Origin of the sequence: Schleiferilactobacillus harbinensis (genome assembly GCF_008694105.1) — a bacterium.
Lineage (GTDB): Bacteria > Bacillota > Bacilli > Lactobacillales > Lactobacillaceae > Schleiferilactobacillus > Schleiferilactobacillus harbinensis.
Genome location: NZ_CP041364.1, coordinates 3,249,809 through 3,275,207 on the forward strand (window position 1 = coordinate 3,249,809; position 25,399 = coordinate 3,275,207).

Here is a 25,399-nt window from a genome sequence, read left to right on the forward strand (position 1 = left end):
CTCATTCCAGTTGAGACGGCGTTTTTTTAATGGGCGCGATCTGCTGCCGCCAGCGCTTGGCCGTGGCACCGGCATTGATCATGGTGAGGAAACCCAGCAATTGCTGCACTTCGCCCCCGGCTTGCTGGTCCCCGGTCTGTTGCCGAATATAGCAGTCAACAAAACGATAATGGGCAGCAGCCACCAGATCAGGAATGACCGGCGGCTGGTATTCCGCCAAAGTCAAACGGGCCCCAGTGAGGTCCCCCAGCCGCGCCCGCTGCAGCGCAATATCTACCAGCAGATCATCGGCCCTGGCAATTTTTTCTGCCGGCAGATTAGCCAGCTTGCGCTGGTACATCACCTGGGTCGTCATGGCGTCCAAAACCGCCACCGGCACTCGCGTCACCAGCAGGGCAGCCAGAATGAATGCCGCGTTGTTCCAATAATCGATCTGGACCAGATAATCCAGTGCAGCGGTGACCAGTGACTGGGCTACAACGATCAGATCGGGGGCTTCTTGGCCCAGGGTTAATTCAACGATGTAATATTCGGTTCGGCACCGTTGCAGCTGGGGATCCAGTTCGCGCAGAGCGGCGCGCAGGGTCATTAATTGACAGATATTGTGATTTTCTACCGCTTCGTGATAATGCTGGATAAATAGTGTCTGCTGCGGTCCGTGAGTCGGCCGAAATTCTGCCCAGTCAATGTGCAGCCGAGTGATGATGCTGATGAAGACTTCGGCCGACAATTGTGATTTGCCATTTTCAAACTTCGATAATGCCGAAGGTGAACAATCCGTCCCAGCGGCCTGAACTAACGTGATATGGCGTTCACGCCGCAACTTCTTAAAACGCTGGCCTAATTGCATCACGCCACCGCCTCCTCAACTGTCAGAAACAACCGCCACCCCTCATGAATAAGCTGAGTGAAAAAAGGGTCGCCAATCAAGCGCAGGCCGCTGAGCAGATGATCAATACCCGCTTGGGCCTGATGCCGTTGTCCCGCATGATATTGCAGGCATAATTCATAGAAAGTTTGGTAAAGATGTGTTTGCGGATCGGTGGCTGGAATGCGCAGCCAATTGGCCAAGCCCATGATCTGCTTGGCACTGGCAAAGTCGCCCCGGGCCACCGCAGTGGCCACGCTGTTGCTGATGATGAGCCAAATATACTGTTCCGCCCAGGTGTCCACGTACGAATACTCCGGATTCAGCAGGATTCGCTGAATGAACCCGATCGTCACTGATAAGGGCAGAACACGGACCATGGTGGCCAGTAAATTGAGTTCATACAGGCCAAATCGGGCGATGCCTTGGAGATAAGGTTGCACATCGGCAATAATTTCCTGGGGCGTTAGGGGATAGCACAGGTTGAACGTGACCACCAAATCGGCAATGTTCAGCCGATGATGGATCAGGCCGGTCGCGGCGTATGCTTTCTTTTCTTCATTTAATAACCGCCTGATGGTTGCCGCGTCGGGGCGCGTCGCGGTTAGTGTGGCCGCGTAAATGATTCGTTGATAATAACTAATATCAGCCGGCGGCAAATAAGCGTGCTGCAATGAATTGAACGTACTCGGTAAAAGATTCAGCAATTGAAAAAAACTGTTCGCCGACAAGCGCGCCCGGCCGGTTTCAAAGCGTGATAGGGCCGATGTCGAAGCAATACGTTCCGACGCATCGGCCAATGATAAATGAGCGGCCCGCCGCTGACTCTGGTAAAACACATTTAATGGTTGCCGCTTCTCCCACATCATCCGACTCATACTTTCCTCCCCAGGCAAGACTAGTCACTATGGATATTATATATCGGAAGAAGTTAAAACAAAACATATTAGGTTTTGCAGACTAGACATAAAGAATCTAGAAAAAATCTCGATAATTATTCATTGCATAACATTAATTAATATCATTAATATCGGCCGTATTTTGAACTTATGCAAGTTACAGTTTTTTCAACGTGCTCATGATATAAATGAGTCAGGCGTCTGGAGACGGTTTCCCTGGATGCTTGTATTTGCACATCGCCTAGGGAGACTGTTCTACCGCGATGAAAGACATGAATCGGAGGGAATAATACATGAAGAAGAATCGTATTCGTATTAAGTATGTTGGGGCGGTTGCTGCGGCGTTATTAGCTGCGGCACCGATTGCTGCGACAGCTGTAACGGCGGTGTCTGGACCGGCGTTTGCGGCGACTGCAGATGCAACACCGAGTCGTGACGAACTTGCTGACGCGGTTAAAACTGCTCAGGATAAAGTTGATAAAAACGCCGCTGGGTTAAAGGCTGCGCAGGATGCTCAGACAAAAGCACATCAAGATGCAGAAACAGCTCGCAGTCAGACGGCTGAAATCAATCAAGCAATTGAAGACGCAAAAGCACTCGTTCAATCTGCTCCTGCAGAAATTAAAGCAGCTCAAAAAACACTGGCAACTGCCACAGAAGACAAGAATAATGCCCAAGCTATTGTGGATCAAAAACAGGGCATCAAAGACAGTGCCGATAATGCACTGCGTGACGCAAAATCGGCTACCGCTCAGGCACAACAGAAGGTTGATGCACAGAACGCGAAGATTGCTGAACTTGAAAATCAAATTGCGGATCCGGCAACTGATCCAGGCCAAATCACTTCATTGAAGACTCAACTCAGCTACGCTAAGCAAGATTTGACTCCTCTTCAGTCAAAGCTGCAGGAAGCACAGAGTGATCAAGAAGCGCAACAAGGCGTTGCCGATCGTGCTGCGGCGACGTTAGCGCAGGAAACGGCCAATCAAAAGCCGACGATTGATCAAGCAACGGCGGATATTGCCACGGCGCAGGAAACAATTGACACTCTAGGATCAAAGCTTGATAGTGCCAATCAATTTCTGGAGACTGCGCCTGCTCAACTTGAAAAATTGGAACAAGCTGTAAAAGATGCGCAAAAAGCGTATCAACAAGCATCAGGCGACATCACCAATTACACTAATTGGCTTGCATCTGCACAGAAGCAACTGGACAAAGCCAAAGCAGATCTGGATGCATTTGATACTAATCAAGGCTCAGCAGACGGCTTAAAAGATGCCCAGGACAATGAACCGATGGCGGATTTAAGCCTTAAGAGTGATGCATATACGACTGCCTACAAGGCTGCCTACTATGCTTATCAGAAGACTAATGGTACGTATGATGAAGGTTATGCGGCTGGTGCCGCAGACGCTGTCGCTGGCAATGCGGAGAAGAGCGGCGACGCCGATTTTGGTTCTAAGAGCAATCAGTACCGTCAAGGTTATCACGCCGGTTACGTAGAAAAGGTAGGGGACCTTGTCAACCAGGCTGCGGATGCTTTGACCGCTGAAATCAAGAAGGCCACGGGACTGATCAATACTGGCAACTACACCAACGATAGTGTTGCTAAAGTACAGGCGGCTATTGATGCAGCAAACAAAGTCTTGAAGGATGACAAGGCAACGGTCGCGCAAATCAATGCGGCGAAGGATGATCTTGTTGCTGCTGAAAAAGGACTGGAACCTCGACCCACTAATCCGGGCACACCCACGACTCCGACTACTTATCCCGACCCCGTCTTCTCCTTCAGCGACAACTTCGTTAAGGACCCGACGATCGCTACTGGTCAATCCTTCGACCAGAACGCCGGGATCAGTGCGTGGACTGACAGCAGCAAGAGCACTGCGATTCCTGTCGGCAACTGGCAAGTATCCAGCTCTGTTGATACCAACAAGCCGGGTACTTACACGGTGACTTACACCATTACTAATAATTACGGCAAGACTGCTACGTTAACTCGGACGATCACGGTCAGTGCTTTGACAGAATCCCAGACTTCTGGTGTAGTTGAAGTCACTAACGGTTCCGGCGCTGCCCTGTACACCGACAATGCCACCAGCAATGCTGCTGGCCGTACGTTGGCCAAGGGTTCTGCTTGGAAGATCTTCGGTGTGGTTAAGGATGCTAAGGGCAATATTGTTGCCTACAACTTAGGCGGCAAGCAATACGTTAAGGCTTCCGACGTTGCCGTTTCTGCAGCCACGACTGAGAAGGGTACATTTACTGTTCGTTATGCAGCTAACCCCAAGTGGGCTATCGCCGTTTATAACTCTGGCCTCAAGGTCCAAAAGCTGATCTCTGCTGGCTCTCGTTGGCAGACATTCGGCACCAAGACGTTGAGTGATGGCAAGTCCTACTTCAACCTTGGCGGCAACCAATGGGTACGTACTGATTACGGTACTTGGAGCGCTAAGTAATCAGTCTGTTCTAAGGCTTTTCATCTGATATAAACTGCAAAGAGGATTCGTTACCGACGCGAATCCTCTTTGTTTATACCGAAATATTCTGTGGGGATTTATGTAAAGTGGGGAGTGATTAGATGGATACTTCAGATATCACCATTGGCGAAGCTTTTCACCGGTGGCGAATTTCACATAACATGACGTTAGACGCGGTGGCGGAGGGGATCACAACGCCGTCGACGGTGAGCCGGTTTGAACGCGGGGAGACCCAGATCGGCTTGTCCGTGTTTTTTGAGTTATTAGCTCGGTTGCGGGACGATCCGGAGATGTTCCAGGTGTACTTTGCGGGGCAAAACCCGCATGCATTTTACCAACGGGTCACCCGGGCCGCCACGTTACTGACGACGGATCCGCAGCAGGGGACGGCGGCTTTGCTGCAGTTGTACGCCGATGAGGGTAAAGCCTATGCCGACAGTCATCTGATCTTTCATCAATTAAACCAGTACAATTTGGTGACTGTGTTTGGCTTGACGGGGGAGGCGTACCCGACGCAAACCACCATGATCAAGGAATTGATCGCCTATTTTGGGCGTCTGCAACATTTCACGCTGTATGACTTGGACACGCTGGCTTCCGTGATGCGCATCATGGATGACGACACGATCATGCAACTGCTGTTTGCCATTCTGGCGGATGGCAATATGGGCGATGTGGGCACACCGCGGACCACTCAGAGAGTTTGGCTGATCCTGAACAACGCGATTGCCATGGCGATGCGCCATCAAAATTTTGATCACGCCAAGCGGCTGTTAGCCTTGGCGGAACACCGGAAGATGATCCCGGAGGACATCGATGATCATCTTTATCTGCGCTTTCATCAAGTGAAGATGGCCTACCATGAGGGGCAACAAGTGGCGGCCGAGCAGGCGGTACAGTCAATCCTGACCGGGTTGCAAATCATGGGAAACGACTTCTTTTATCACTTTATCAAAGACGGTTGGCAGCGGTTTGTTAGTGCCGAGTCAACCGCGGCAAGGGGTGAGCGGTAATGGCAGAAACAGACATGGCTGAGTTAGGCCGGCAGTTCAAACAATTGCGGCGGGAACGGCGGATTACTTTGAAAGAGGCGGCCGGGGCGATTTGTTCCGAGGCGACGCTGTCCCGGTTCGAGAACGGCCACTCCCAATTGCCGGCGGATATTTTCATTGCCCTCGTCGAACGGCTGCATTTCGATTGGCGCTTCTTCACAGTACCGGACGGTGCCGGCAATAATGACGAGTTTGTTTATCACTTGGGGGCTGTGATCGATCGGCAGAGTTATCTGATGCTGACAGCGTTTGTCCGGGCGACTGAGCAGAATATCCAAGATCGGCCGGCGAAGAATCGGGCGGAAGCGTTCGTTGCGCACTTGCAGCTGTACTGTCTGTATCCGGATCGGACCGTTTTGAATCAAACAGTGCTGCAGGCAAGTATTGATTATCTGTTTCGCATGGCGCACTGGAACGTCATTGAGTACCTGTTGGCGCAGCTGACCGTGCGGGTTTGCGGCCGGCCGGGGGCAGAGCGGTTATCAGTGATCCGCTCCATCGTAGACCATATCTTTGTCGAAGCCGACAACCCGAACAATTCACAGCAATTGGTGGAACAACTGCAGTTGGTTTTGGCGGAGGCGGCGGTTGTTTACCGCAGAGTGGGGCGCTACGACGATGCCCGCCGTGTATTGACGATGGTCAAAAACGTCACTGTCCCCAGTCTGTATCTGGATGCGGTCATGAATGCGTTGAAATTTTCGGTTGAGGCCTCTGCTGGCGATGCGTCGGCCAAGGAAAAAGTGACCGGTATCGTCAACTTTTTGCTGACCATACAAGCGGGGGCCGTGGTGGATAAGCTGGCGTATTGGTATGGCGTCCAGGATCTGCTCCCCAATTGGCCGCCAGCACCCAGTGACTGACGGTGTATAATGAGTCGCCATTTTGGCCCAATGCTTGCACTTGTGCAAATCGGGTCACTTTCACTATCAACATGCTATAAATAAAGAAGGGTCTGGGATAAGTGCCTAGGGACCCATATTTGGCATCGCCAGCGAACAATGGCGCGTGTACCAATCGGGAGGAATCATCCATGAGGAAGAATCGAATGCATATTCAGTATGTTGGGGCGGTTGCGGCAGCTTTGTTGGCGGCAGCACCGCTTGCGGCAACGGCGGTAACGGCAATCACTGGACCGGCAGTGGTCCAGGCCGACGCGGTCACCAGCCCAGATTATCAACGGGGTCAAGCAGCTGGGGCCGCCGATGCGGCGGCGTGGGAGAAGCCGGCATCGCCCAGTACCGCGCAGGATTTCTATAACGGGTATGAGCAAGCCTACGAGCAGTTTTTTAATGGCTTTGCGGAGCTGATTAATGACCAAACGCCCGGACATCGGCCCCAGGTATCGACTGATCCGTACTTTTTAAAGGGGTACGAACAGGCCGAAAAATATGTGCCGCAAATGAACGCGAGGATTACCGGCTTTAAAAATCAGTTGGCACAAGGGACACCGACCGGCTGGACGCGCCAGTCCGACGATGCCGTCAGAGATGCGATTCGGGATGCCGAGTCCAGTCTGAATACGATCCGCGGCGGCTTCAACGGTGATGCCGCCACCAGTGGGCTGGTCGACTTCAATGCGGCGTATCAAAAGGTCGCCGCGGCAGTATTGACGCCCCGGGCGGCCGCCTATAACCCAAATAATGCCCAGGACAAGCAGGCCGAGATTGCGGCCGGCACCCAGGCGGGGCGGGCCGACAGTGGTTGGCGAGACCATGCGGACAACGGGAAAGAAACCGCCGACTATCAAGCCGCCTATGATGCCGCATTCTATGGGACAACGGGCAAAACGGCCGGTGAACAGGCCGCGATTGCCTTCCAGCCGCTGCCGGGATCGTTTCCAAACAAGACCGCTACATACATCACATCGTTTACCAATGCTTATCGGGATGCGGCACAAGGCGTGCATGACGGCACTGTCGCCTATTTGATGCAGCAACCGGCTGATTCCCACCAAGGCGACGACACGTCGTATACCGCCGGGTTTATGGCGGCCTATTACGGAGTCAGTTCGGATCAAGCGAGCACAACGGCCGGAACTGCGGCCGGGTTGAAGGCAGCCCAGAACAATCAGCCGAAAGCAATGACGATTGGCGGCCAGAATCCCCAGACGGTCTACAATTTTGCATATAGTGCCGCCTATGACGATTACAAGGCCGGCTTCACGCTGGGCGCGGCGGACACCAATGGTGATGTGGCCGAGAGAACGACAAATCAGGCCATCATCCCCGCCAATACGTTCAAGGGGCCAGATTTTATTCTTGGCTATCATGCCGGATATCAGCAAACCACTGATGCCGCGCAAGCCGCTTTGCGTCAGGTCGTGGCAGATGCCAATACGGCCATTAATTCCGACAAGTACCAGGATGACACGACTCTTGAATCCGTGAAGACGGACATCACCGACGCCATTAACTTTTTCCAAGGTGCGCATGCCGGGTCCATTAATCGGTTTGTCACGAGTATCAGCAACCGGCTCAATCAGCTGACGCTCAAGAATGGATCAGCAACGACGACGCCCGCGCCAGAGTTCGGCTTTACCAGCCAATTTACTAAGAATCCCACCATTACGGTTGGGACCGCCTTTGATCCGACAGCCGGTATCAGTGCGTGGACGGACAGTTCCCACGGGAAGGCCATTCCTGCCAGTGACTGGCGGGTCGCCGGCAGTGTGGACACCGGCAAGGCTGGCACCTACACCTTGACCTATACGATTACCAATGCCCAAGGCCAGACCGCGACATTGACCCGGACCGTGACCGTTCAGGCGGCGGGCGCGCTGACCGAGGCCGGCACAGCTGGCGTCGTTTACGTGACGAATGCGTCTGGGGCAGCGATGTACTCCGATAATGCCACCAGCAACGCCCTGGGCCGCACATTAGCCAATGGGACGGCTTGGAAGTCTTTTGGCGTGGTGAAGGACGCGACCGGCACTATCGTGGCCTACAACTTAGGTGGCAAGCAGTATGTCAAGGCCGCCGATGTGACCACGACGCCAGTGGCCACGCAAAAGGGCGTCTTCACGGTGCGCTATCCGGCCCATACCCAATGGGCGATTGCCGTATATAATAGCAGTCTTCAAGTGCAGAAGCTGATCAAAGCGAGGTCCGCTTGGCAGACCTTTGGCACCAAGACCCTGAGTGACGGCCGGACTTACTTCAACCTGGGCGGCAACCAATGGGTCCGGACTGACTACGGCTACTGGCACGCGCAGTAACTGGTAGTCGGCACACTTCAATGTTCTAACGACTAGACGCGAGGCTGATCCGCAATTATGGCGGGTCCGCCTTGCGTTTTCTTTTCGCCAAGCAAGCTGCACACAATTTTTGGCCGTTTTTTGCCCGATTTTTTTAGCATCCGTAAGATAGTCCACTCTTTTTACCCGTTTCATACAATGGGCTCACATGGTAATTGGGGATTCGGTATCGGTATGGGGAGATAAGAGAATGGGAATTAATGGGGGAAAGCCGCTTCTGGCGCAGCAATTCAATCGTTGGCGGCACATGAATCATTTACCGCTGTCGGATGCCGCCCGAGGCGTGACGAGTGCCGCGACGCTCAGCCGGTTCGAGTCGGGGCAGAGTATGATTTCATCGGATGTTTTGGGGCGGCTCTTGGTGCGGCTGCCGGTCGCGCCAATCACTCTGGCGGCGGATTATGCGGCCGTGATGGGGCCGGCAGATTTGTTTCAACAGGTGATTACCGTGTTCGCTCAGGGGGAGTCCACGGCGGCGCAAACGGCCCAAATTGATGAATATTGGGCGCAGTATCGGGCGACACAAGTGATGCTGTACCGCCTGCAGGCCACGGCCTTGGCTGTCATCTATCAGCACCCGCTGACTGACCAAACGGCGGGGGCGCTGGCGCTGCAGTATCTGCATACCGTGCGTCATTACAGTACCGCTGACTTGCAGGCCACCGCGCTGCTGATGCCGCTACTGGCAGCGCCAGAGCGGGATTTAGTGCTCGAACGGATTCTGGTCAACGGCGACTTGGCGGATGATGCGCTGGCGAACTTGGCTGCTTTGATTACTTGTGCTGGCGTGGTGACCGCCCTGCATGACGAGTGCGGGGAGCAGGCCGCCCATTGGCAGCGGCTGGCGGAGCGGTTGCTGAGTGGGACGGCACCGCTTGATGCGTGTTGCTGTGTTCAGACTAGCGGTCTGCTGATGCAGTATCACCAAGGACACAGAGCCGCGGCGCAAACCGGTTATCATGCGCTACAGCGGCTATTGGTCCGGGCCGACGCACGCGGGTTGGGCTGCTTGCTGGCGCTGGCCTGGCACTATGGCCGCGGGGAAGAGAAGGGGCGTGACGAACAATGATGGTCGGTGAGTTGTTCAAACAGCGGCGACAAGAACGCCATATTACCATTCGAGAAGCCTGTGCGGGGATTTGTTCGCCGTCCACGTTATCCCGGTTTGAGAATGGGCACTCCAGCATGGCGGCAGTGGATTGGGTGGCGTTATTGCACCGTTTGCAACTGGATTGGCAGGACTTTTTACCGCCAGCAACGGGGCCGGGCATAGCGCCGAATGCGTTTATTTCTGCATTCCGTCATGCCCAGCAAGTGAAAAGTGCGACGGCCTTCGCTCAATTAGGCCAACAAGTGGCTCGTAATCCAGACTGGCAGCCGCGCAGCCAGCAGGCGGCTCAATGGATCGTGCAGCTGACGATCATGCATCAATTCCCAGCGTGGCTGGCTAAAGATGCGCGTTTAATTGATGCGTGTTTCAACTATCTGCTGGATACCCAATTGCATGGCCAAATTGACGATATTCTCGCGGCCGCATTAGTCCGCTTGGCCACGCCGGCGCAGGTGGACACCGTCGCCCACACGGTGTTGAAACATCCCACGACCTCCGCGCCGCACTGGCCGCAGACTGACCTGCTGACGGCATTAGCGTTGGTGTATCTGGAACAAGAGAAACCAGAACACGCAGAACAAGTATTGGCCGTAATGCCCGCGCCGCTTCTTGGTGACGCCGGCAGCGGCATCACCCGGCACATTTTACTGGCCATCGCCCGTGGCCAGCAAGGGGATTCCACCGCGGCCGCGATAGTACAAACCAATCTGCAGCTGATCGTCGCTATTCAAGCGAACGGCCTAGCCGATCGCCTGCTGCAGGAATCAGCCGTTCAAAACTGGGTCAACCGAGATGATTTGGTTCAGGTTGAGGCACTGGATGAAGTGGAACAAGCAACGGCACTTTTTGACAATTGATGCATATCTGTAATCACCATCAGAATCAACGGTTAACGGTAGTACGATGGGCAATAACAGAAAATCAGGGAGATTGGATCGTTATGGCAGAAGAGCCAATGTTTGGGCCAAAGACGTTAAAACATACAGAGCAGCCGGCACCAGCGGAAAAGCAGAGTGCACCGGCCGCGGCCAAGCTTCAATCAGTTCCGGATCAGCCAACTTTTGGTGCGCAAGCATTCAATACATCTGGGCAACCCATCGCTGGGGCGACTACCACCGCCGAACAAGACGCCCACTCAGCAAATGCGCCACAGTTTGGGGCCAGCGCCCACCCAGCGGCTGCGCTGGATGCTGAGACAGTTAAAGCCAGCCAGGCGAGTTCTTTCCGTCACGGGGTGGCGCAAGTAATCCACCAAACTAATCAATTTCTTAATCGCGGCGGTTTCGTTTTTTGGTTGAAATATTATGCGTTGGCCTACCTCGCATTCCGTCTTTTTGCGTTCCGTTTTCTCCTGCCAGGACCCATACTGCAATGGATCGGCAGCATGTCGATTACGCGGTTCATTTGGGGTTTACCGTCTTGGTATGTCATTATGTGCCTGGTTTGCTATCCAATTTTTGTCTGGGGCATTCGAGAAATGGCGCCGGATTCTACCCGCATGTCGGTTGAGATATTATTTGGTCTACCGTCAGTCCGGGGCGAATTGGATCCACGATATTGGGCGCTCAGAAGCCTATTATTTATGATCAAATTTATCTTAAGCGGGGTCGCTGTCGTGATTGTAGTGATCTGCGCGATCGGTTACGGACTAGGTTCATGATCAAGACCAAGTTGGGTTAGAAAGCAGGGTAAATAATGGGACGGATGATTACTGTCGGTCGGGGTTTTGGCAAATACAGCTTTAATGATGCGGTGTTGATGGGCAAGGAAGGGGATACAATTCTACTTGAACCTGGTCATTACGCCCATACTGATGGCTATACGACGAAGCATCTTAAACTGCGTGGGTTGGGGAAAAAACCCAACGACGTCGTCATTAACACGGATATTTACGTCAAAGAAGGCGGCTCGCTCAACCTGGAGAATGTGGTCTTAGACTCCCATACTATCGAGGATTCCAATACGTGTTATCTCTATCCGGGAGCAACGCTCATTGCACGCGGCGTCGTCTTCATGCCACCGGAAAATTACCCAGCAATCTTTGCGAACAAAGGGACAGTCGGGCTCACCGCCTGTACGGTGATGCAAGACAATGTAAAGCGTTATGCGCTCTACGGGCAAAATGACAGCAATTTTATTCTGAGCCAATGCGATGTCGAGAGCATCAGGGTCGAGCAATCAAAAGCGACTCTGCAATCCTCCCAAATTCGTTCTTCCCTTGCTGTCGCCAAGAATAGTGAAGTTGACGCAGATACGCTGTTCATCGCAACGATTCGCGAGCCATACTATACGTTGTTAGTCACTGACAGTTCAGTATTGCGGATTACCAAGTTGGTGCTGCCCGCGGGCCAAGCCGATGCAAAAGCTGTCGGCAGCAGTCAGGTCACCGTTGATGAGGACAATATCGATGGGAGCCATTTATTAACGATTCAGCAGGATGAAGATAGCGACGTGCGCGTCCCTAACGCTAGCGTCAACCTGTTAAAGAAAGCAACCAGCACTGCCGAATCCAGCACACCGCCTAAGCCAACACCCAAGGCAGCAGCTGAATCTGCGGATCCGCATCCTGATGATGATGATGCGAACCAGGCAGAGGCCAAACCAGACCCTGAACCAGAAGAACCCGCCATCGATCAGCTGCGGGCAATGGTCGGCTTAAAACAGGTCAAAGACGAAGTGGATCAGTTTGTCAAACTCGCCGTATTCAACAAAAAACGAACAGACAAGGGCTTGCCGGGCATTTCCCAGTCGCTGCATTCCCTCTTTCTAGGCAACCCTGGTACCGGGAAAACAACGGTCGCCCGATTGGTGGCCAAGGTCATGTTCCAGGAGAAAGTCCTGCCTAAGGATAACTACGTTGAAGTCAGCCGGGCTGATTTAGTGTCGGAAAATGTTGGCGGTACTGCTCTCAAAACGCAAAAGGTATTGGATGCGGCACTTGGCGGTGATCTTTTCATTGATGAAGCGTATACCCTCTATCAAGAAGGGGGGACGAATTGGGGGCAAGAGGCCGTCGACACCATCATGAAGTACATGGAAGACCACCGTAATGACCTCATGATTATTTTTGCTGGCTACACCAAGCCCATGCAGGACTTCATTAACATGAATCCGGGTCTGCGTTCGCGGACGCCTAACCTGTTTCATTTCGCCGATTACGCCCCCGCTGAGATTGCGGATATTGGCGTGACACAAATCAAAGACAAGAAGTTTACGATTGACGAGGCCTATTATCGGAAGACCGTTGAGCAAGCCTACAAGAGTGACGTTGACCACAGTAACGGCCGGTGGATTCGCAATTTCAACGACCGTCTGCTCCGGATCGTCGCCAACAACGTGATGTCCCACGAAGAGCGGGACGACTCGTCTATCCTGAATACAGATATTGACGAACTGGTCGGTGGTGATGCGGCGGCTAAGAAGGATAAGGTCAAAGGATTGCTGGCAGAGCTGGACGGCCTAGTCGGCCAGCAATCGGTCAAGAATGCCATCCATGATTTGGTCGATCAAGTCCAAGTGACCGAAAAGATGGGGGATAAGCTGGGGAAAGTTGACCAGGCCACCTATCATATGGTATTTGCCGGTGATCCAGGCACTGGAAAGACGACGGTCGCCCGGATTCTGGCCAAACTGTTCTATAATCTGGGCGTCCTGCCAAAGGACACAGTCAGTGAAGTGTCTCGACCCCAGCTGATTGGCCGCTATATTGGTGAAACAGAAGCAAAGACCAGCAAAGTCATTCGCGATGCCATAGGCGGGGTACTCTTTGTGGATGAGGCCTACCAGCTGACTGCTGCCGGTAATGCCCAAGATTTTGGCGCCAAAGCCGTGGAGAATTTCATCACGGAATTAGAGAATCACCGCCAGGAGTTTGTTGCCATCTTTGCCGGTTACACGGAACCGATGCAACAGTTTCTTGACGCCAACCCCGGTCTGCGCTCCCGGGTGCCGTATACGATTGAGTTTCAATCATACTCACCCGAAGAGGTCGCCGAGATCGTGGATCGGCTCGTTACCCGCCATCTCAACGTGAATTCAGTGCTTCTGAAGAAAGTGGTGGCGACCCATTACGCGCAGCTGCCCGCCAAAGAGAAAGCCAATGGCCGTTGGGCTCGGACTTTCTATGAGAAATTGGTTCAGCATCACAAGCTTTGGCTGGTGAATCATGCGGATACAGATGATATCCAGCAGATTCAAGATGAGGTTGTGATGGAAAGCTTGAGCTGGCAAATTTAGCAGCTCATGGCAAGAAGACAATAGCCGTCTGCCACATGTCCTCCAATAGCGGGGAATCATGTGGCAGGCGGCTATTTATATTTACTGTCGCGACGGACGACGTGCGCCAAAGACAGTCACGTTCGAAGGATGAAGAGGGTCATTGATCAAGCTCGGCTTTATCCGGGTTGGTGCGTATCAGTGCCCCGTCAATGTCGACAACAGAAGTTCTATTCAGGTTTTGAAAGAAAAGAATCCGGTCGGCGTCGATATTGCTTGTTTGCACGTGAATCTCGCTGTCAATGATGTCGCCCATGACCGGAGTGTCCTCTTCTGCTGGATCGGGCAAATGTAATTGACCGATGACAACGACTGAGTGATCTGTAATGTAAAAGTAGTCATGGGTATTTGGTATATCAGCAATATACAATGCGTCCGACTTGAGCTCACTACCCTCTACTCTGACGACTGTCCGCACCAGTGAAGTACCCAGACTCATGCGGGCATTCATCAAGCCAATACTGCCAAAGTCACAGCCAGTGGCTTCAACCTGACTATCATCGACTGCCACCAGGGCGGTGTCGTTCAGCCAGTTGTGAATGGTGGGGCTACGGGTGAGGGAGCAGTCGATAAGCGTTGCGCGGCTATGACTGACAGCGACTGGACAGGTGTCAAATGAATTCGTAAACGAAACGTTACTCGCGGTCAGAGAAGAATGCTTGAGTACATTCACACAGTTCAGCTTCTCGAGATTGCCATTCAAATGCAGGTTCTTCAGGCTGAGAGAATCATGATCAAGCATAAAGTTGGCATTTATTTGCACATCATCAGCGTTCTCACCGGCGCCCTCAAATGATAAGCCGGAGGCATCTGATAGCCCCGGTATGGTATAGACACCAGGATCAAAAACAAGGGTGCTGTTTACGGGTAATTTAGTATACGCCTCGTCAAGGGTCATCTTGCCGGCACCTTGACCGATGTATCTCGTTTCACCGTTCATCGTTGGCCACTCCCTTCTGCTTTCCGCACCTTATGCAATAGGAACAGAAAGGCCAAGGGCCCAATGATGAAGCTGAAGTAATATTTCAGCATAAACACACCAAACCGAATACCCAGATAGAAGAGCCCCACGATGGTATTACCCCGGTCGAGGTGAACGCCGTCGCCGAAGAAGACCATGCTGAAGTAGGCATTATCGGCAATGTTGTCGCCGACTTGGCCGGGGCGATGGTGGAAGAAGTCACCCATCGCCCGGAAGATGGTAGCGGTCAGGGGGTAGAGCAAGAAGTTGAGCACGTTGAGACTCATCGGTGTGGGATCCACATTGAGTTCCCCCGGTGCATCCAAAATAATGATGAACCCTAACGCGGAAATGAAGAAATACTTGACCCAAGTCCCCGCCGATTGGGTACTGAAGACTTGCTTCAGCCAATGGGCACCGGTCTGGACTGCCGTTTTACTGGCATTCAAGGCTGCCTGGGCCGTTTCTTGGGCGGTCGGTTGACCGTCTTGACTGGCGGCACTGGCGTTCTTTGCTTGTGCGGTGTCCGCGGAATGAATTGCATTGGACTGGTTAACTGTGGCTTGCGGCGCCGTGTTTTGCACATGCGTCGAATGGACACCAAAATGCGGCGTTTGGTCCGCCGGTGAAACCGAATCTGGCTGGTCCGTGTGCAATGCACCTGGACCAAATGTTGGTTTGTCACTCATATCTGTATAGCCTCCCCAGTACTAGAATGACGTTACAGTATCACACTCGTACCGGGGACGGCGTACGGCTTACGATAATGGAACAGATGCACTCTTCTGGGGGAATAAAATTCGATTTTTCGTGGGCTAAATCAGCATGGTATTATCCCAATGTGTTTACGCTGGGATAATACCATGCTATAATTATCTTACCAAATGGAGGGAGATGATAGCAGTGGCGAGTACAAAGAAAGAAACCAGACTCAATATTCGTATTGATCCAGAATTGAAAGACGCTGCCCAAATTGTCGCAAACGACATGGGCATGGATTTGTCTGTGGCCGTTACGATGTTTATTACGAAGATGGTCAAAGATCATGCCCTCCCGTTCACACCCACCAGCCTACCAGCGGAAACTCTAGAAGCGCTGAAGGAAGCAGAGCATCCAGACAAGCTTAAAAAATATAGCACGCCTGAGGCCATGTGGGAGGACCTGAATGTATAGTTTAGTGCCGACACCGACCTTTAAACGTGATCTGAAGCAACTTGCCAAAAAGCACTGGCCGATGGGTGAGTTAAAGACTGTAATAAGCCTGCTCGCGGCTGGGACGAATGTAGAATTGCTCGTTACAAAGTATGCAGATCATCTATTATCCTCAAGTAGTACCTGGAAGGGGTACCGGGAGTTACACGTTGACGGTCCCAGCGGGAACTGGCTGTTAATTTATAAACTTGAGAAGCAAGACCTCGTTTTAGTTAGAACAGGATCACATAAGGCGCTTTTAGGCAAATAAAGCTGTTCTGGACACATCAAACCAGCGGTTCAACTGTGCATTGATTTGGATAACTGGCATAGAGGATCTGTTACCCATGAGGGTGCGGATCCTCTTTGTTTCCGCTTGTTTGTTGGAGGTTGTGTATTATTTGAACAGTGTTTGAAAAGCGTTTCCGGTAGCGGCTTTTGTGTGAGTATTAGACTCAATGACGATCACCAGTTGGCGACTTAATTTCCTGCCGCCACCGCGCGGCCACATCACCGGCATCAAGGGTCTCCAGCAATTTCAACAATGCCTGCACTTGTTCCCGACCAGCCTCGTCGCCTTGCCGCCAACGAATGAAGGCAGCGACAAACTTGTGGCGCATGGCAGTGAATAACGGCGGAATGGCTGGCAACTGACAACTGGTCAGGGTAGTCTCTGCCCCGTGGAAATCTCCGCGCCTGGCTTTTTTCAGGGCAATGTCTGTCAGCAAAATAGTTGTACGATCGACTTCTTCCGCGCTGGGTTGGCCATCGCGGCTTTGATAAATGGCGTGGCGGGCCAAGTTATCGAGGACTGTTATCGGAACGTGCGGAGTGAGCAGGGACGCCAGGGTGAAGGCGGCATCGTTCCAGTAGTCGATTTTCACCAGATAATCCAAGGCAGTTTGAATCAATTGCGGGCTGGCGGTGAGGGTTTCGGGGAAGTCCCGGGCCAGCGTGAGCTCAACGATATAGTATTCGGTGCGGTACAACAGCGGCCGGTGCTGATTATCTTGCAAGGCCTCGCGCAGGGTGAGCAGTTGGTAGGCGCTCCGACTGGTCACCGCTTGATGATATTGGCCGATGAGGGCTGACTGCTGAGTGCCGGGGGTCGGGCGAAATTCAGCCCAATCCAGGTGCAGGCGGGTGATGATATTGATAAATACTTCTGCTGGCAGCTGGCTGCGCCCATTTTCGAATCGGGACAGCGTCGACGGTGAACAATCAGTGCCCGCCGCCTGGGCTAACGTCACCCGGCGCTCAATGCGCAGTTTCTGCAGATGCTGGCCGATCCTCATGAGTTATAACCTCCTCGATGCGTAAAAATTGCGCCCAGCCATCCCGGACATACCGATGATAGAAGGGGACCCCGACCATGTCTAAGCCAGCAATCAACTGATTCACTCTGGCCTGGGCGCGGTCGCGGTGCCCGTGGTGATAATCCAGACACAACTGATAAAAATGCAGATTCAGTTTGGTCTCACCATCCGTGGGCGGCATGGTCAAGTGCCGGGCCAGTGCCATGATGCGTTCGGCAGAGTCAAAAGCAAAATGACTTATAGCGGTGGCAATTCCATTGGCAATGGCCAGCCAGATAAGGTGGTTGTGCCAATGCTCATCGTAATCCATGGTAAGATCGGACAAGATTTTTTCAAAATATCCAGCCGTCACCTTGATGGGCAGGATTCGAATCATGGTGACAATCAAACTGAGTTCGTACAAGCCGAAATGGTGAATGGGCGCCAAATAAGCCTGCACTTGGGCAGTGATTTCAACCGGCGTGATGGGGTAGCGCAGATTGAAGGTGACAATCAAATCGTACACGTTGAGCTGGTGGTGAATCAGCCCGGTCTTGGTGTACGCCGCCCGCTCGTCAGCCAGCAATTGGGTGACTGCGCTGGCCCGTTCAGCAGTTGACGCGAGCGCGGCGGCATAAGCGACCCGCTGGTAATAAGTAATATCGCTGTGGGTGACATAAGTGTATTGCAGCGTGGTAAATGTGCTCGGCAAGACGTCCAGCAACTGCAAAAAACGATCCACGGCCAGGCGATTTTTCCCCATTTCGAAACGCGACAAGGTCGCCGCTGTGGTGACGTCCACCGCCGCCGCGGTCAAAGATAAATGAACAGCGAGCCGCTGGTGCCGGTAGAAAGTGTGCAACGGTTGCAATTTTTCCCCCATAAAAGCCGACCTCCCCTTGGTGAGCCAGTAAACACCGTCATTATATAACGACGAGCAGCGCATTGACGAGAAAATGGTCTCGGAACGCGGCCTAATAAAGAGGGGGAGGAACAACGCTTTACAAATCTACAATTAATAACGCTAAGTGGGAAAAATAATATCACCTTTGCAAACTTTCTCCATGAATTGACTGTCTGTGATATACATTGAGCAGGTATCTGGGGATGCGTTCAATGGATGCCGGCGGTGGGTGCACTGAAGCGGCCGCCGCGCTGTGTCGTGGGAATAATGAATGACATGGGACATGGAGGGAATATTTAATGAAGAAAAGTCGGATTAAATATGTCGGTCTAGTTGCAGCAGCATTGCTGGCGGCCGCACCGATTGCGGCGAGTGTGGTCACGACGATCGCGGCCCCAGTGTATGCGGCGGAGGAGACACCGACAGCGGCGGATGTGGATCAGATTCGGGTTGGGTTAGAGACGACCATTGAGCAGGGCAAAGCTCAGATTCAGGAATATGATCAAAAGCTCGCGGACGTCGAAGCTGCAAAAGATATTGATCAACAAACAATCGAGGATAGTAAGGCTCAAGCTGCCCAAATCCTGGAGGACATGCAAGACGCGTACAACCAAATGTCCGCGGAAGAAAAGGCGAAAAACAATGACTTGGCTAAGAGTATCCAGCAAGGCCAAGCACAAATTGAGGAGTACAATCAAAAGCTTGATCAGATTGCTGCGGCCAAGGATATCAATGTCAGTGATATTACATCAAGCAAAGCCCAAGCCCAGGCGTACATTGATGAAACGCAGGCCAAATTGGACGGATTCAACGCTGCTGGCATTGATGCATCGACGGGTGTGCCGGAGAAAACGGATGCTGAGTTGGCAGATAAGACTCAAGGCTACAGAGATGTGTACCATGAGGCCTATCAGCTTGCCACCAAGCTCATTGAAATCAATGGCGCCGAAGCCGGTACGGCCGCTGGCACGCAAGATGCTCAGGATGGCAAGGTAATGGCTGATCTGACAAGCAACGGACCAGATTATCAGGCAGCCTACAAGCAAGCCTATTATGCGTATCAAAAGACCAATGGCACCTATGAACAGGGCTATGCCGCTGGGCAAGCTGACGCCGCCAAAGACGGGCAAGAACTAAAGGGTGACGCCTTTGGTTCTAAGAGTAATGCCTATCGAGTAGGCTATCATGCCGGCTTCGCCGATACCCGCGGGCATATTTTGGATATCCATGACGCACGGATTGCACTGCAAACCGCCATTCGCAACGGGCAAGCCTTAATTAACACCCATGGCGGAGATTACACGTCCGCGAGCATTAACTTCTTCCAGCAGGCACTCGATGCCGCAACGGGCTTATTGAATAGTGACAAGGCAACGATCGAGCAGTTGGCGCAGGCGGTGACTGATTTAGGCAAAGCCGCCGGTACGCTGGCTAAACCGACGACACCGACTCGGCCAATAACGCCCACTTACCCCGGCACCACACCGACGCCAACAGTCGATCCATTGACTGAATCGCCGGCTTCCGGCATTGCTTACGTCACTGCCCAAGCAGGGATTCCGCTGTATTCCGACAAGGAAACGACGAACCAGATTGGCCGGACTCTGGCAGCCAACTCGTCTTGGAAGATTTTTGGCAAAGTCACCAACAGCGCCGGCACCATCGTGGCATACAACCTCGGTGGCAAGCAGTACGTGAAGGCGAGCGACATTACCTTGACCAACCCGGTTACTAAGGGCACCTTCACCGTGCGCTACAGTGAACATCCGACGTGGGGCATCGCTGTTTACAATGGTGCATTGAAAGTACAAAAGATCATTCCGGCCGGTTCTCGGTGGGCCACTTACGGAAAAAAGACGATCAATGGCCAAGAGTATTACAGTCTTGGCGGTGATCAATATGCCCGGGCGGATTATGGCAGCTGGATTGCGGACTAGGATATGGGACAGTAAACTATCAGGACTTTGTTGATTGTCAGGGGCACCGCTCTTGACTCCGAAGAACAAAAAAATCGCCGGCAAGCATCAGCTTGTCAGCGATTTTTTGATTGACCTAACTGCCAGCGAGGAGGTTCTGACAGTTACCGGTCGTGATTATTGTTCGTCGTTCGCTGTGGCGCTGGAGTAAATAGCGTCAGTGGTTTCCTTATCGAAGAAGTGGGCCTTGTTGAGGTCGAAGGCCATTTCAACGGTATCGCCAGGCTTGTGGTAATCCCGGGCGTCAACCCGCGCAACGAATTCAGTTTGGTCAACCCGAGCATACAGCATGGATTCGGCACCAAGCAGCTCAGATACGACAACGGTCGTCTTGGCGGTGGCATTCGGGAAGGTCTCGATGAAGGCTTCTTCAGCGTGAATATCTTCAGGCCGAACACCCAATACCAGGTCTTTATCGTTATACCCTTGGTCTTCCAAAATCTTCAAACGGCCTTCGGGTACTTCGAGGTCCAGACCCTTGCCGTCAGCGATATGACCATCCTTCAGATGAACGTTGAAAAAGTTCATGGCAGGGGAACCAATGAATCCGGCAACGAATTCGTTCTTCGGCCGATCATAAACTTCAGCCGGTGTACCAATTTGCTGAACTTTACCCATGGACATAACAACGATCCGGTCCGCCATGGTCATGGCTTCAGTCTGGTCGTGGGTTACGTAGATGGTGGTTGTCTTTAACCGCTGGTGCAATTTGGCAATTTCTGCCCGCATCGTTACCCGCAGCTTGGCATCCAAGTTAGACAACGGTTCGTCCATCAGGAAGATCGGTGCATCCCGGACGATGGCCCGGCCCAACGCAACACGCTGCCGTTGACCACCAGACAGAGCCGCTGGCTTACGATCCAAGTAATCCGTCAAGCCCAAGATTTGCGCGGCATCGTCAACCCGCTTCTTGATGTCGGCCTTTTCATATTTCCGCAGCTTCAAGCCGAAGGCCATGTTATCAAACACGGTCATATGCGGATACAGGGCGTAGTTCTGGAAGACCATGGCGATGTCCCGGTCCTTAGGGGCCACATCGTTCATGATTTGGCCACCAATTTTCAGGTCGCCCTTAGAAATATCTTCCAACCCGGCAATCATCCGCAGGGTGGTTGACTTACCACACCCGGACGGGCCTACGAAAACGATGAACTCTTGGTCTTCAATGTGCAGATCAAAGTCAGCAACGGCGTAGACGCCTTCCTCGGCATCTGGGTATTCCTTATAAATGTGGTCCAAATCAACTTTTACCATAATTTGCGTCTCCTTTACTTGTTTACGTTTACATCATAATTGAAACCGATTGCAGTGACAATGACCAACCCGCTCAAAGATACCCTAGGGTTTTTGTGCAATGTGACCAAGAGAGAGGGCGCAGGCCGACGGTTAGCGGCGTAGGCATAAGGACCGGGATGCAGAAAACCCGCACTTAGGTTTTATGCATCCCGGTCCTTATGCCCTAGCCGCTGTCGGCCGGAGCCCGTTTAGGGGAGGCCGCCTTTCCTTTTCCCTCAATTTGTCTTCTAATAGATATAGCAGACAGAAAGGGTGGTACTTCATGGCAAAATATCGTTACACACTCGCACTGATCACCGACGGTCGGCAGGTCCTCATGTTGAATCGCTTCAAATCCCCGTATCCCGGTCTATGGAACGGCATCGGCGGTAAAGTTGAGGCCGGTGAAACACCGGTGGCTGCGGCAACTCGGGAGATTCTGGAAGAAACAACGATTGCAACGGCTGACTACGACATCAGCCAATTGGGCCTGATGGATTGGTACGTTGATGGGACGTTCCGCGACGGCATCTACCTATTCAAGGCACAATTGCATGAACCCATCGTGAAATCCCGTTATCCCCAGTGGATGCGTGAGGGTATTTTACAACCCTTCAGTCCCGAATGGCTGACTCGGGCGGATAACACCGGCGTCGTGGCCGATGTCCAGCGGCTGATTTCCCAGATGATGGACGCTGACGCAATTTATGTCCACACGGATTTTGTGGATGAACGTTTGACAGATTTCACCCTATTGGATCCAGCCAGTGTGGCCCGGGATAATGAAGGGAATTTGGTGTAAATGGCAATTACGATTGGTTTGACCACGTGGACGGAACATCCCAGTCTGCTTGGCGGCACGAAAAAACTCACCTTGAGCGAATATGCCGGATTCTTTCCCGTCGTGGAAGTCGACACGGCATTCTATGCGATTCCTAAGCCTCTCGTCGTCCATAACTGGCGCCTGCAAGTGCCAGCGTCTTTTCAATTCATTGTGAAAGCCAACGGAATCATTACCAAGCACGAACGGGTGACGGAATTTGACTTGCCGGCGACGGTCAACGCCTTTCGCGCGGCTTTCCAGGAATTGCATGACCATGGGCAATTGCAGGCCGTCTTGCTGCAATTCCCGCCTTTCTTCACGGTCAGTCGAGAAAATATTTTGTATCTTCGCCAGCTGCGCGATTTATTCGGCGATTGGCCGCTGACGGTGGAGTGGCGGAACAATACGTGGTATAAACCCGCGCTCGTCAAAGAAAGTATGCTGCTGTTGCAAGAACTGCATATGAGCCTGACCATCGCCGATGAACCGGCGACCCAGGGCAACAGCGTGCCGTTTTATCCTGCGGTGACAGACCAGCAGCAAGCCTTTTTCCGTCTCCACGGCCGTAATTTGGCCGGTTGGCAAAATCCCGGCGCCGGCTGGCGGCGTAAGCGGACGCTGTACCGCTACAACGACCAAGAACTCCACGACATCGCTGCCGCAGTCCAAAAGGTCGCTGCCCAAGCCCAGACCACGACAATTATCTTCAACAACAATGCCGGCGGCGACGCGGCGGATAACGCGCTGATGCTGCAAAAGATTCTCGGGTTATCATTCACTGACCTGAATCCGCGCCAATTGGGATTCGATATATAACCAACGTTCTATAGTAGCGGCTTTCTATCTAAGCAGTTAGCTGCCGCCTAGGACGTGCTATACTATTCCCATGTGTCAAACCAAGTATCACTTATAAAGGCAGACCGGGCGGGGCTCATTTCCCCGTTGGCGGCAACCGTCTATGGAGGCTCTATTTTAATGTCTGAAGCAAAACCCACTTTCTATATCACGACGCCCATCTACTATCCGTCTGGGCAATTACACATTGGCAATTCCTACACCACCATCGCCGCCGATACGCTGGCGCGCTATAAACGGATGCGCGGTTACGACGTTTTCTTCCTCACCGGCACCGACGAACATGGCCTGAAGATCGAACAGAAGGCCGAAGCACTGCATATGTCGCCTCAAGAATATGTGGACGGCATGGCGGCCGATATCAAGAAGCTGTGGCGGATGCTGGACATCTCCAACGACAAGTTCATTCGGACCACAGATGATTACCACGTCAAAGCGGTCCAAAAAATCGTTGAGCAGCTGATCAAGCAAGGCGACGTCTATCTGGGCGAGTATGTCGGCTGGTATTCCGTGGACGACGAGGAATACTTCACCGAGACCCAATTGGCCGAAGTTTACCGGGACAAGGATGGCAAGGTCATCGGCGGCAAGGCCCCCTCTGGTCACGACGTCCAGCTGGTCAAGGAAGAATCTTATTTCTTCAAGATGAGCAAATATGCCGATTGGCTGCTGCAATACTACAAGGATCATCCCCACTTCATTCAACCCGAGTCCCGCAAGAATGAGATGATCAATAACTTCATCAAGCCCGGCTTGGAAGACCTAGCCATGTCCCGGACCAGCTTCAATTGGGGGGTGCCGATTCCCAGCAACCCGAAGCACGTGGTGTACGTCTGGGTTGACGCGCTGCTTAACTATATTACTGCGCTGGGTTACGGCAGCGATGATGATTCCTTATTTAAGAAATACTGGCCGGCAGATGTTCAATTCGTGGGGAAAGAAATTGTCCGCTTCCACACGATTTATTGGCCGATCATTCTCCATGCGCTGGGGTTGCCATTGCCCAAGCAGGTATACGGCCATGGCTGGCTGTTGATGAAAGACGGCAAGATGTCCAAGTCTAAGGGCAACGTCGTTTATCCAGAAATGCTGGTCAAGCGTTACGGCTTGGATGCCCTGCGCTATTACTTAATGCGCGCTTTTCCGTTCGGCAGCGACGGGGTCTTCACCCCGGAGGACTTCATCGACCGGATCAATTATGACCTGGCTAATGATTTGGGCAACTTGCTCAACCGGACGATCGCGATGATCAACAAATATCGTGATGGCCATGTGCCGACGGATCTGTCCAGTCAAACCGAGGTCGATGATGATCTGGTTGCCACGGCCAGCGATGTCTTGGTAGCTTACGACGACGACATGAACCACTTCCGCTTCCCCAATGCGTTGGATGAAGTCTGGCGCCTGATCAACCGGGCCAACAAGTACATTGACGAAACTGAACCGTGGAAGCTCGCCAAGAGCGATAAGACTGCCAAGGCCCTGGACAGTGTTCTGGCCCATTTGGCGGAATCCCTGCGGCTCGTCGCCGTGCTGGTGGCGCCAGTGATGACCCATACGCCGAAAGAAATGTTTGCCCAGCTGGGTCTGGCCGACGCCGATCCGGCCGTCGCGGACAAGCCGGAGTGGGGCGCATTTCCGGCCGGCATCACGGTGACCGACCATGCCGAACCGATTTTCCCGCGGCTGGATGCCGAGGTCGAAGTCAACTATATCAAGCAGCAGATGCGCGCTGAACAAAAGGATTCTAGTGCTGTGGTTGAGGATTTGAATGAACAGAAATCCGGCAAGTTCGACGTTTTGGCCACAGATTTGCATAATACGAAGGACCAGATCGATTTCGATACGTTCGACAAGACCGAGATTCGGGTGGCCCAAATCATCAACGTGGCCAAAGTGGCCCACGCTGATAAGCTGCTGAAGTTCGAATTGGACGCTGGCGATCCTACCCATCGGCAAATCATTTCCGGCATCGCCGCGTACTATCCAGACTTCCAATCCTTAGTCGGGAAGAAAGTTCTGGCAGTCGTTAACTTGGCCCCCCGCAAGCTGCGGGGCGAGCTTAGCCAGGGCATGCTGCTGTCTGCGGAGCATGACGGTAAGATCCAGTTGTTGACGGTCCCGGACAGCTTGACTAACGGCTCGTTAGCCGGGTAATGCAGAAAGTAGGAAATCACG

The 25,399-nt window shown here is 52.8% G+C and carries 21 protein-coding genes; 14 read left to right on the top strand and 7 right to left on the bottom strand.

The genetic code is table 11. The features are described from left to right. Window position 1: 1 nt before the first annotated feature. Together FMM01_RS15935 and FMM01_RS15940 are read right to left on the bottom strand one after the other, a co-directional pair. The gene (locus FMM01_RS15935; protein ID WP_223850086.1) at window positions 2-850 is read right to left on the bottom strand and encodes a helix-turn-helix domain-containing protein; all 849 of its coding nucleotides are present in this window, start codon (window positions 848-850) and stop codon (window positions 2-4) included. Then, the gene (locus FMM01_RS15940; RefSeq protein WP_150393181.1) at window positions 850-1,746 is read right to left on the bottom strand and encodes a helix-turn-helix domain-containing protein; all 897 of its coding nucleotides are present in this window, start codon (window positions 1,744-1,746) and stop codon (window positions 850-852) included. Before FMM01_RS15940 ends, FMM01_RS15935 begins: the two co-directional genes overlap by 1 nt. Window positions 1,747-2,060: 314 nt before the next feature. Here FMM01_RS15940 and FMM01_RS15945 point away from each other — a divergent pair, with 314 nt between their 5' ends. The 8 genes from FMM01_RS15945 to FMM01_RS15980 all read left to right on the top strand — a co-directional run bounded on the left by FMM01_RS15945 (window position 2,061) and on the right by FMM01_RS15980 (window position 13,902). Then, entirely contained in the window at window positions 2,061-4,226 is a 2,166-nt protein-coding gene (locus FMM01_RS15945) for an immunoglobulin-like domain-containing protein (RefSeq protein WP_150393182.1), read from the top strand. 122 nt (window positions 4,227-4,348) lie between these two features. Beyond that, the gene (locus tag FMM01_RS15950) at window positions 4,349-5,260 is read left to right on the top strand and encodes a helix-turn-helix domain-containing protein (RefSeq protein ID WP_150393183.1); all 912 of its coding nucleotides are present in this window, start codon (window positions 4,349-4,351) and stop codon (window positions 5,258-5,260) included. Continuing rightward, a complete protein-coding gene (locus FMM01_RS15955) occupies window positions 5,260-6,162 on the top strand; it encodes a helix-turn-helix domain-containing protein (RefSeq protein WP_150393184.1) in 903 nt (300 codons plus the stop codon). The genes FMM01_RS15950 and FMM01_RS15955 overlap by 1 nt, the downstream gene beginning before the upstream one ends. Window positions 6,163-6,332: 170 nt before the next feature. After that, window positions 6,333-8,516, top strand: coding sequence for an immunoglobulin-like domain-containing protein (locus FMM01_RS15960; RefSeq protein ID WP_150393185.1), 2,184 nt, complete (start codon window positions 6,333-6,335; stop codon window positions 8,514-8,516). Window positions 8,517-8,745: 229 nt separating this feature from the next. Then, a complete protein-coding gene (locus FMM01_RS15965; protein WP_150393186.1) occupies window positions 8,746-9,624 on the top strand; it encodes a hypothetical protein in 879 nt (292 codons plus the stop codon). Further along, a complete protein-coding gene (locus FMM01_RS15970) occupies window positions 9,621-10,523 on the top strand; it encodes a helix-turn-helix domain-containing protein (protein ID WP_150393187.1) in 903 nt (300 codons plus the stop codon). Before FMM01_RS15965 ends, FMM01_RS15970 begins: the two co-directional genes overlap by 4 nt. An 83-nt stretch (window positions 10,524-10,606) precedes the next feature. Beyond that, on the top strand, window positions 10,607-11,326 hold the full coding sequence (locus FMM01_RS15975) for a hypothetical protein (RefSeq protein ID WP_150393188.1): 720 nt from the start codon (window positions 10,607-10,609) through the stop codon (window positions 11,324-11,326). Between the two features lie 35 nt (window positions 11,327-11,361). Further along, window positions 11,362-13,902, top strand: a complete 2,541-nt coding sequence (locus tag FMM01_RS15980; protein ID WP_150393189.1) for an AAA family ATPase — start codon at window positions 11,362-11,364, stop codon at window positions 13,900-13,902. 139 nt (window positions 13,903-14,041) lie between these two features. On the opposite strand, the gene FMM01_RS15985 is transcribed toward FMM01_RS15980, so the two are convergent. Both FMM01_RS15985 and FMM01_RS15990 read right to left on the bottom strand, forming a co-directional pair. Beyond that, window positions 14,042-14,881: a hypothetical protein gene (locus FMM01_RS15985; protein ID WP_150393190.1), complete on the bottom strand. Its 840-nt coding sequence runs from the start codon at window positions 14,879-14,881 to the stop codon at window positions 14,042-14,044. Then, complete coding sequence (locus FMM01_RS15990) at window positions 14,878-15,591, bottom strand: hypothetical protein (RefSeq protein WP_150393191.1); 714 nt, start codon at window positions 15,589-15,591, stop codon at window positions 14,878-14,880. The genes FMM01_RS15985 and FMM01_RS15990 overlap by 4 nt, the downstream gene beginning before the upstream one ends. 214 nt (window positions 15,592-15,805) lie before the next feature. On the opposite strand from FMM01_RS15990, the gene FMM01_RS15995 reads away from it, so the two are divergent. Continuing rightward, complete coding sequence (locus FMM01_RS15995) at window positions 15,806-16,075, top strand: type II toxin-antitoxin system RelB/DinJ family antitoxin (protein ID WP_150393192.1); 270 nt, start codon at window positions 15,806-15,808, stop codon at window positions 16,073-16,075. After that, the gene (locus FMM01_RS16000; RefSeq protein ID WP_150393193.1) at window positions 16,068-16,364 is read left to right on the top strand and encodes a type II toxin-antitoxin system YafQ family toxin; all 297 of its coding nucleotides are present in this window, start codon (window positions 16,068-16,070) and stop codon (window positions 16,362-16,364) included. Before FMM01_RS15995 ends, FMM01_RS16000 begins: the two co-directional genes overlap by 8 nt. A gap of 184 nt (window positions 16,365-16,548) precedes the next feature. On the opposite strand, the gene FMM01_RS16005 is transcribed toward FMM01_RS16000, so the two are convergent. Together FMM01_RS16005 and FMM01_RS16010 are read right to left on the bottom strand one after the other, a co-directional pair. Beyond that, on the bottom strand, window positions 16,549-17,388 hold the full coding sequence (locus FMM01_RS16005) for a helix-turn-helix domain-containing protein (protein WP_150393194.1): 840 nt from the start codon (window positions 17,386-17,388) through the stop codon (window positions 16,549-16,551). Continuing rightward, window positions 17,351-18,271 (bottom strand): Rgg family transcriptional regulator, encoded by a 921-nt coding sequence (locus FMM01_RS16010; protein ID WP_150393195.1) that lies wholly within the window; start codon window positions 18,269-18,271, stop codon window positions 17,351-17,353. The genes FMM01_RS16005 and FMM01_RS16010 overlap by 38 nt, the downstream gene beginning before the upstream one ends. 320 nt (window positions 18,272-18,591) lie before the next feature. Between FMM01_RS16010 and FMM01_RS16015 the strand changes: the two genes are divergently transcribed. Beyond that, the gene (locus FMM01_RS16015) at window positions 18,592-20,229 is read left to right on the top strand and encodes an SLAP domain-containing protein (protein WP_150393196.1); all 1,638 of its coding nucleotides are present in this window, start codon (window positions 18,592-18,594) and stop codon (window positions 20,227-20,229) included. 156 nt (window positions 20,230-20,385) lie between these two features. Here FMM01_RS16015 and FMM01_RS16020 read toward each other — a convergent pair whose 3' ends face one another. Beyond that, window positions 20,386-21,522: an ABC transporter ATP-binding protein gene (locus tag FMM01_RS16020; protein ID WP_063516026.1), complete on the bottom strand. Its 1,137-nt coding sequence runs from the start codon at window positions 21,520-21,522 to the stop codon at window positions 20,386-20,388. 304 nt (window positions 21,523-21,826) lie between these two features. Between FMM01_RS16020 and FMM01_RS16025 the strand changes: the two genes are divergently transcribed. From FMM01_RS16025 to metG, 3 genes are all read left to right on the top strand, one after another. Continuing rightward, on the top strand, window positions 21,827-22,345 hold the full coding sequence (locus FMM01_RS16025; RefSeq protein WP_150393197.1) for an NUDIX hydrolase: 519 nt from the start codon (window positions 21,827-21,829) through the stop codon (window positions 22,343-22,345). After that, window positions 22,346-23,182: a DUF72 domain-containing protein gene (locus FMM01_RS16030; protein ID WP_150393198.1), complete on the top strand. Its 837-nt coding sequence runs from the start codon at window positions 22,346-22,348 to the stop codon at window positions 23,180-23,182. 159 nt (window positions 23,183-23,341) lie between these two features. Beyond that, complete coding sequence (gene metG / locus FMM01_RS16035; protein WP_150393199.1) at window positions 23,342-25,378, top strand: methionine--tRNA ligase; 2,037 nt, start codon at window positions 23,342-23,344, stop codon at window positions 25,376-25,378. Window positions 25,379-25,399: the final 21 nt, after the last annotated feature.